The sequence below is a fragment of the Streptomyces sp. P5F9 genome, assembly GCF_057961495.1.
This window is the reverse complement of sequence record NZ_JBXVPZ010000436.1, coordinates 1-8,057: the sequence shown is the minus strand read 5'-3', so window position 1 is coordinate 8,057 and position 8,057 is coordinate 1. Positions and strand designations below refer to the sequence as shown.

Genomic DNA, 8,057 nt, shown 5'->3' with positions numbered 1-8,057 from the left:
CCCGCCCTCCCGATGCTGCTGATCCACCGCGTGTCACGGGACACGCAGGGCCGCCCGCTGGAACGGGTGCGGGGCCTGTACCGGGGCGACCGCTTCTCCTTCACGACGCACCACGGAGGCTGAGAAACCTGGGGGCCGAGAGCCCCGAGGAGCCCCGCCGTACGGCCCGTGATTATCACGGATAGATAACGGGTCTAGCCCAAACGTGATGGGTCGTTCAGGCTCTCGTTGGGAGCCGGACCTTTCCGGTTCCCGGTCCCTGATCCCGAGGAGCGTGGCCGTCGTGAGAGTGACAGTCGTCGGAGGCGGCGTGGTGGGCACCATGCACGCCTGGCAAGCGGTGGAACGCGGCCATGAGGTCGTGCAGATCGAGCGCGAGGCGGAGGCCCGCGGCGCTTCGCTGCGAAACTTCGGGCAGATCTGGGTGAGTGGCCGCGCGGGCGGCGGGGAACTCGAAACCGCCCTGCGGGCAAGGGAGTTGTGGGAGGAGATCGGCGCCCGCGTCCCCGGGCTCGGCTTCCGGGCCAACGGGTCGCTGACCCCCGTCCGGGGCGACCGCGAACTCGCCGTCGCCGAGGCCGCCGTGGCCCGGGAGGACTCGGCCGCCCGCGGCTACAAGCTCCTCACCGCCGCCGAGGCCCGCGCCGTGAACCCCGCCCTGCGCGGCGACTTCACCGCCGCCCTGTACTGCGAGCGGGACGCGGCCGTCGAACCCCGTACCGCCCAACTCGCCCTGCGCGCCGAGCTGTCGAAGTCGCCGGACTACACATTCCTGCCGGGCCGCGAGGTCCGCGAGGTCGTCGGCGAGCACGCGGTGCGCGACGACCACGGGGACGTGCACGCCTCCGACGCGGTCGTGCTGTGCACGGGCGCCTGGCTCGGCGGGCTCGTCCGCGAACTCGCCGGGCCCGAACTCCCGGTCCGCCGCGTCCGGTTGCAGATGATGCAGACCGACCCGCTCGGCGAACCCCTCACCACGTCGATCGCCGACGCGGACAGCTTCCGCTACTACCCGGCCTACCGCGGGCCGGCCCTGGACCAACTCAACGCCGGACAGCCGCAGTTGCCGACGGCCGCCGCGCACGCCATGCAACTCCTCATGGTGCAGCGCGCCGACGGCGGACTGACCATCGGCGACACCCACGAGTACGAGCACCCCTTCGCCTTCGACACGGCCGAGGACCCCTACGACCACCTCACCGAGGTCGTGGAGTCGTTCCTCGGCCGTCCCCTCCCGAAGATCCGCCGCCGCTGGGCCGGCGTGTACGCGCAGTGCACCGACCCCGCCCGCGTCGTCCACCGCCAACAGGTGCGCGACGGCGTGTGGTTGGTCACCGGACCGGGCGGTCGCGGCATGACCTGCTCCCCGGCGATCGCCGAAACCACCGCGAACGAACTGGACTGGTGACCCCCGTGACCTCCCTCATGAACCCCACGGCACCCGACATCCGTCTCGTCGTCCTCGACATGGCCGGCACCACCGTCGCCGACGGCGGTCTCGTCGAGGAGGCGTTCGCCGCTGCCGCCCGGCACATGGGCGCGGAACCCGCTGACATGCTCGGCTACGTCCGCGCCACCATGGGCGAGTCCAAGATCTCCGTCTTCCGCCACCTGTTCGGCGAGGAGTCGAAGGCCCAGGACGCCAACAAGGCCTTCGAGGCGGCGTACGCCGAACTCGTCGACGGCGGCCGGGTCGCCGCCCTGCCCGGCGCCCGCGAGACCGTCGAACTGCTCAAGTCCCAAGGCCGTACGGTCGTGTTGACGACCGGCTTCGCCCGCGCCACGCAGGACGCGATCCTGGCCGCGCTCGGCTGGCAGGACCTCGCCGACCTCACGCTGTGCCCCGCCGACGCCGGCGGCCGGGGACGCCCGTACCCGGACATGGTGCTGACCGCCTTCCTGCGTACGGCGGTTGCCGACGACGTACGGCAGATGGCCGTCGTCGGCGACACCTCGTACGACATGCTCAGCGGGGTCCGTGCGGGGGCAGGGCTGGTCGCCGGTGTCCTGACCGGCGCCCACGACGCGGACGCGCTGCGGGCGGCCGGGGCGGGCCAAGTCCTGGACGGCGTCGGACAGTTGCCCGGAGTGCTCGCATGACGAACGGCATCCGCTTCGACTCGGTCACCGTCGCCTACGACGGCACGGTCGTCCTCGACGTCCTCGACCTCACCGTCGAACCCGGCGAGGTCATGGCGCTGCTCGGCCCGTCCGCCTCCGGCAAGACCACCGCGCTGCGGGCGGTCGCGGGGGTTCGCACGGCCGGTGTCCGGGCGGGTGTTCCTCGGCGGCCGCGACGTCACCGACCTGCCGCCGTACCGGCGGACCCGGGTCGCCGAGGCGCTGGAGATGACCGGGATGGCGGCCTCGGCTGACAGCAAGGGGCTGTTGCAGACGTACACCCCGGCCGGTGCCGACCAGGTGAGCGGCGCCGGCAAGGCCACCGACGGCACCGCCGGCGCCCTGACCAGGCTCATGACCGGCGTCGAGATCTTCGAACCGGACTGGCCGGACATCGACAAGAACCTGACGTCGTACGTCGAGGACTGGCAGTCGGCGACGAACAGCTGATCACATCTGGTGGGATCAGATCAGGTCGACCAGGTCCGCGATGGACTCCACGACCGTTGTGGGCCGGTAGGGGTAGCGCTCCACATCGCCCCTGGTCGTCAGCCCGGTCAGGACGAGGAAGGTCTCCATCCCGGCCTCCAGGCCGGCGAGGACGTCCGTGTCCATGCGGTCGCCGATCATGGCGCTGGTCTCCGAGTGCGCGCCGATGGTGTTCAGCGCCGACCGCATCATCAGCGGGTTCGGCTTGCCGACGAAGTAGGGCTCCTTGCCGGTCGCCTTGGTGATCAGCGCGGCCACCGATCCGGTGGCCGGCAGGGCGCCCTCGGGCGAGGGCCCGGTGTTGTCGGGGTTGGTCGCGATGAACCGGGCGCCGTCGTTGATCAGCCGGATCGCCTTGGTCAGGGCCTCGAAGGAGTAGGTCCGGGTCTCACCGAGGATCACGAAGTCGGGGTCCGAGTCGGTCAGTACGTACCCGGCATCGTGCAGGGCCGTCGTCAGCCCGGCCTCGCCGATGACGTAGGCGGTGCCGCCGGGGTGCTGGTTGTCCAGGAAGGCGGCGGTGGCCAGCGCCGAGGTCCAGATGTTCTCCACCGGGACGTCGAGACCGATCCGGTTGAGGCGGGCGTGCAGGTCGCGCGCGGTGTAGATCGAGTTGTTGGTGAGGACCAGGAACGGACGCCCCTTCTCACGCAGCGTCTTGATGAACGCGTCCGCGCCGGGCACCGGGACGCCCTCGTGCATCAGCACCCCGTCCATGTCGGTGAGCCACGATTCGATGGGCTTGCGCTCTGTCATGGGTGGGCACTCCTGCGGTACGCGGGCATGTGAGGTGACCATGCTATGCACCTTCCGGCGCCGTCCCCCATACGGAGCAGCGGGGCGTGGCTGAGGATGCGGCCGTCCGCTGTGAGGAGGAGTCTCCAGATATCTGGAGGTTCACGATGGGTTCACTGAAAGTCACACTCTGTGCGGGTGTCGCGATGGTCCTCGCGGCGCTCACCCCGACGGCGTACGCGGCGGACGGAGGCGCTGTCTCGGTGACCCCCGCCTCCCCGGCCCCCGGCGCCGATGTCGCGCTGAAGATCAGCGGCTGTGCCGGTACGACGGGCTCGGCGGCGTCCGCCGCGTTCGTCGCCGACGCCAAGCTGGTCGGCGCGGCCGGCACCCTCGCGGGCGAGACCCGGGTCCGCACCTCGCTGGAGCCGGGCAGCTACGACGTGAAGATCACCTGCGGAAGCGTGACGGTGAAGGGCGCGATCAAGGTCGTGGCGGACGCGTCCCAGTCGCCCTCGGCGCCCCCCTCCATCCCCGCGTCGCCGGTCGCTCCCGTGCACGCGGGCGGCGGTGGTACGGCGCACCTCGCGGCAGCGGACGCGCGGGCGGCCGGTCCCGGTACCGCGCACGCGGTGGTGGGTCTGTTGCTGGCCGGTGTCGCCGCGGCGGCCGTGGCGCTGCGCAGCGCCCGCCGGAGCCGCAGGACGGGCTGACCGGCCATGTTCGATCACGACAGGCCCGCCGAGCACGAGCGTTCCTCCGGCACCGGACGGCTGCTGACCGGGGTCGCCTGGGCCGTGCTGCTGCTCGGGCTCTGGCTGTGGGGGCAGGACCTGACCGACATCCGGCTGGGCATATCCGCGCCGACGACCGGTGACGTGGCGGCGGTCGGACGCCCCCCGGAGGCCGAACTCCCGCCCGCGGCAAAGCCGTTGGGGAACGCGCTGCCGCAGCGCATCGACATCCCCCAACTCGCCGTCCAGGCACCGGTGGTGGCCCGCGGCCTGGACACGCAGGGCGCGATCGATCCACCACCGTTCGATCAGGCGGGCGTGGTCGGCTGGTACGGGAACGGAGTGCGCCCCGGGGCCCCCGGGACCGCCCTGATGGTCGGGCACGTCGACACCGAGACCCGCCCCGCCGTCTTCTACAAGCTCAGCACCCTCCGCCCGGGGGAAACGATCCGGGTGATCCGCGACGACGGCAAGGTGGCCGAGTTCACCGTCGACGACGTCCGCGTCCTGACCCGCGCCCACTTCGACGCCCAACAGGCCTACGGCACACGGCAGTCGGGCCGCGCCGAACTCCGCCTCATCACCTGCGGCGGCACCTTCGACCGAGCCGGCCGCAGCTACACGGCGAATGTGATCGTGTCCGCCTACCTCACCGGCACCGGACTCTGACAACCGGGCCCGGCCGACGACCTGCTCCCCCCTGAAGCCGCCGACCGGGCTGGTCCTCAACCGCACGCGCACGGGCTGCGGGAGTAACCCGGCGAACAGCGCGGGAGGTCTGGAAAACCAGTGGTGGAAGGTGTGCACTTGGCCGGGGACCCGGGCCGTTGGGAATGACTCTAGAACGAATGAGCGTCCGGGCCTAGAGGGCGAATAACGCCATGTCCCACAGCGGTCGCTCGCTGTCATATGCGCTGGTCACTATTGATCCGCCAAGTCCCGTACGGAACCACGGACAAGTCCCTTACGGGTCTACGGACAAGCCCCTCACAGGTCTACGGGCAACTCCCTTACAGATCTGCGGATCTACGGACTCGGGCGCAGTTCGGTGTCGTCCACGGCCCCCTCGATCACCGCCCGCGCGACCCGGTCCAGCGGCGTCCGGCGCCGCCGCGCATGCCCGCGCAGCGCGATGAACGCCTCGTCGGTACCGACCTGCCAGCGCTCGGCGAGCATCCCCTTGGCCTGCTCGATCCGCACCCGGCTCGACAACGCCTCCTGCAACTGCCCGGCCAGACAACGGGATTGGGCGTACGCGCGGTGATTCTCCAGCCCCAGACCGGCGGCGTCGGCGAGCGCCTGCGCCATCACCAGCTCCGAACGCCAGCTGTCCGAGGCGCAGTTGGGCAGCACCGGCGCGAACACATTGAGCGCGCCGAACAGGGTGCCCCGCCACCGCACCGGCACCGCGAAGGTCGCCACGACGCCGAGCCGCAGGGCCCGTTCGGTGAACTCCGGCCAGCGGGCGGCCTCGTGGGCCGCACTGATCGACACCGGTGGCACGGGCCGCCCGGCGCCGTAACTCTCCAGACAGGGCCCGCCGTTGCGCTGGGCGGCCAGCAGTTCGAGCGCGATCTCCTCCCGACCACCGCGCGTACTCCCGCCCAGCGCCACCGCCTCACCACCGTCGATCAGCACAATCCCGGCAGCCCAAGCGGACAGCAGTTCCACACAGTGATCGGCCAGCCGCCGCAGATAGTCCCCGGTGTCGAAGGTCTCCGTCAGGGTGTCGGCGGCCTCCATCAGCGCCGCGGCGAACCGGCTCTCCCGGGGTGTGTGGTGCATGACGGCCACCTTTCCCCTGCCCCGGAACCGAGCGCGCCGGGCAGACCCTAGGCCGCGCACCTACCCCCAAGGGCCGAGGTGTAACAGCCCGCCGACAACACCCCTGGCGTTCTCGTGGGCGGCACGCCACGTATGTCACGATTGACCCTTGGATCGGTACAGCCAAGGGGGAGTTGGATGTACGGCAGCCAGGGGACCCCGGTCTCCTTCGGCACGCGGACGTCGGCGCTGGTCCTGGGGGCGGCGCTGCTGATGGCGGGGTGCTCCTCCTCGGGGGACGGAGACAGGAAACCTGACGTGAACGCGGAGATCACCCAACAGCCCGAGGGAGCCGACCCGATCTGGGTCAACCCGGACACCAACGCGGCCCGCCAGCTGGCCACTTACGTCAAGGCGGGCAAGACGGCGGAAGCCGAGCAGATCAGAAAGATCGCGGAACAGCCCACCGGCGAGTGGATCGGCGCGGAGAACCCGAAGGCCGAGGCCCAGGGCTTCACCGAGGCCGCCGACCAGGCCGGCCGCACCGCCCTCCTGGTCCTCTACAACATCCCGCACCGCGACTGCGGCCAGTACTCCCAGGGCGGAGCGGGCGACGGCGACTCCTACCGCGCCTGGATCGACGCGGTGGCCGAAGGCATCGCGACCCGCTCGGCGACGGTGATCCTGGAACCGGACGCCGTCCTCCACCTGGTCGACGGCTGCACCCCCGCCCAATTCCAGGCGGAGCGCTACGACCTGCTCGCCTACGCGATCACCAAGCTCAAGTCCTTGCAGAACACGAAGGTCTACCTGGACGCCGGAAACGCGGGCTGGGGCCACCCCGACGAGATCTACCAGCCCCTCCAACGAGCAGGCATCGCCAAAGCCGACGGCTTCGCGGTCAACGTCTCCAACTTCTACTCCACCCAGGACTCCATCGCCTACGGCAAACAACTCTCGGCAAAGACCGCCAACAAACACTTCGTCATCGACACCAGCCGCAACGGCAACGGACCGTATACGTCCGGCGACCCAGACGAGAACTGGTGCAACCCGCCGGGCCGGGCCCTAGGCGAAACCCCCACAACAAAGACGGCGGACCCGCTCGTGGACGCCTACTTGTGGATCAAACGCCCAGGAGAATCAGACGGCACCTGCAAGGGCGGCCCGAAGGCAGGCGATTGGTGGCCAACCTACGCTCTGAAGCTGGCCAAGGCCTCAACCCCCTAGGGGCGCGGGGCTGTATCGATTTGCGGCTCCGCCGCGTGGGCGCGACCAGCCACAGCGCCCCTGTTTTTAGGGGCGCGGGGAACTGCGCGACCAGCCACAGCGCTCCCGCACCCAAAAACCAAACCCGCGGGAGCGCTACGGCACCTTCACCCACACCGCCTTACTCGGCGTCCCTTGATCGTCATCCACAAACAGCATGTACCACCCCGACTGCACCAGATTCCGATCCTTCGGCACAGTAACCGTGACCTTGTCCCCCGCCGTCTTGAAGTCCAGCGCAACAGACCGCTGATCAACATCCGTGACATGCGTGGACGCACTGGGCCGAATCAACCGCACCTTCTTGATCGAAGAAGCATGCTCAGAGGTGAACGTCCCCGAAGCCCCCCGGGCAATGGACTCCGGCCCCCCAGAAAGATCCGGCCGAGAGTCCCGGTAAAGATACGGCGGCGTGTAGATCTCGATCCGCTGCTCAAAAACCCCCGGCTTCGTGTCCGCCTTGTCCGCATACAGCGGATTGGACCCGAAGAACATCACCCGCCCGTCCGGCAACAGAATCGACCCGGAGTGATAGTTCCGCCCCACCAGCGGATCGGCGACCTCCTCGAAACTGTTCGTGTCCGGGTGATAAAGCCGAGCCTGCAGAATGTCCGACTCGCCACGCCCCCGATAATCCTCGGACCCACCCGACACAAGCACCGTGTCATCAGGCAGGATCGAGGTCTGCGGATACCGGGTCCCCTTCTCCAGGGAGGGCCCGTCCACGAACTTGGGATCGGCGTCCTTCAGATCGACGAGCCGGGTCTTGTTGGTGGACAACTTCGACTCACCAACACCCCCACCCCCGATGACCATGTACTTCTCGTCCTGAGCCGGCGCCAACAACACGGTCGCCGAAGTCTCCAACATGTTCGGATCACTGAGCCCCGGCACCTTGGTGAACGCGTTGGTGTCGACGTCCCACATCCCCGGATCCCGCCCCAC

Annotated in this window: 10 protein-coding genes and 1 pseudogene; 8 read left to right on the top strand and 3 right to left on the bottom strand. The window is 69.7% G+C overall.

The genetic code is table 11. From position 1 onward, the window contains the following. The 5 genes and pseudogenes from AC31A1_RS41620 to AC31A1_RS41600 form a co-directional block, all read left to right on the top strand. Nucleotides 1-123, top strand: a 123-nt coding sequence (locus AC31A1_RS41620; protein ID WP_489658282.1) for a UTRA domain-containing protein, incomplete at its 5' end; no start/stop codon positions are given. A 160-nt stretch (nt 124-283) separates the two neighbouring features. Next, entirely contained in the window at nt 284-1,408 is a 1,125-nt protein-coding gene (locus AC31A1_RS41615) for a TIGR03364 family FAD-dependent oxidoreductase (RefSeq protein ID WP_489658280.1), read from the top strand. A gap of 17 nt (nt 1,409-1,425) precedes the next feature. Further along, complete coding sequence (locus AC31A1_RS41610; RefSeq protein WP_489658281.1) at nt 1,426-2,100, top strand: phosphonatase-like hydrolase; 675 nt, start codon at nt 1,426-1,428, stop codon at nt 2,098-2,100. Further along, nucleotides 2,097-2,373 (top strand): annotated as a pseudogene (locus AC31A1_RS41605) (ATP-binding cassette domain-containing protein); the annotation flags it as partial. The gene AC31A1_RS41610 and the pseudogene AC31A1_RS41605, both read left to right, overlap by 4 nt. Continuing rightward, nucleotides 2,359-2,571 carry a hypothetical protein gene (locus AC31A1_RS41600; RefSeq protein WP_489658283.1) on the top strand — a complete coding sequence of 71 codons (213 nt, stop codon included), beginning with the start codon at nt 2,359-2,361 and terminating at the stop codon, nt 2,569-2,571. The pseudogene AC31A1_RS41605 and the gene AC31A1_RS41600, both read left to right, overlap by 15 nt. 15 nt (nt 2,572-2,586) lie before the next feature. On the opposite strand, the gene AC31A1_RS41595 is transcribed toward AC31A1_RS41600, so the two are convergent. Further along, entirely contained in the window at nt 2,587-3,366 is a 780-nt protein-coding gene (locus tag AC31A1_RS41595) for an HAD-IIA family hydrolase (RefSeq protein WP_399000121.1), read from the bottom strand. 146 nt (nt 3,367-3,512) lie between these two features. Here AC31A1_RS41595 and AC31A1_RS41590 point away from each other — a divergent pair, with 146 nt between their 5' ends. Together AC31A1_RS41590 and AC31A1_RS41585 are read left to right on the top strand one after the other, a co-directional pair. After that, a complete protein-coding gene (locus AC31A1_RS41590; RefSeq protein WP_489658279.1) occupies nt 3,513-4,058 on the top strand; it encodes a hypothetical protein in 546 nt (181 codons plus the stop codon). A gap of 6 nt (nt 4,059-4,064) precedes the next feature. Then, complete coding sequence (locus tag AC31A1_RS41585) at nt 4,065-4,748, top strand: class F sortase (protein WP_489658278.1); 684 nt, start codon at nt 4,065-4,067, stop codon at nt 4,746-4,748. Between the two features lie 357 nt (nt 4,749-5,105). Here the strand turns inward: AC31A1_RS41585 and AC31A1_RS41580 are convergent, their stop codons facing one another. After that, nucleotides 5,106-5,864: an ANTAR domain-containing protein gene (locus AC31A1_RS41580; RefSeq protein WP_489658277.1), complete on the bottom strand. Its 759-nt coding sequence runs from the start codon at nt 5,862-5,864 to the stop codon at nt 5,106-5,108. A gap of 177 nt (nt 5,865-6,041) precedes the next feature. Between AC31A1_RS41580 and AC31A1_RS41575 the strand changes: the two genes are divergently transcribed. After that, nucleotides 6,042-7,073 carry a glycoside hydrolase family 6 protein gene (locus AC31A1_RS41575; protein WP_489658276.1) on the top strand — a complete coding sequence of 344 codons (1,032 nt, stop codon included), beginning with the start codon at nt 6,042-6,044 and terminating at the stop codon, nt 7,071-7,073. A 135-nt stretch (nt 7,074-7,208) separates the two neighbouring features. On the opposite strand, the gene AC31A1_RS41570 is transcribed toward AC31A1_RS41575, so the two are convergent. Beyond that, a partial coding sequence (locus AC31A1_RS41570; RefSeq protein ID WP_489658275.1) for a galactose oxidase early set domain-containing protein occupies nt 7,209-8,057 on the bottom strand: 849 nt, incomplete at its 5' end.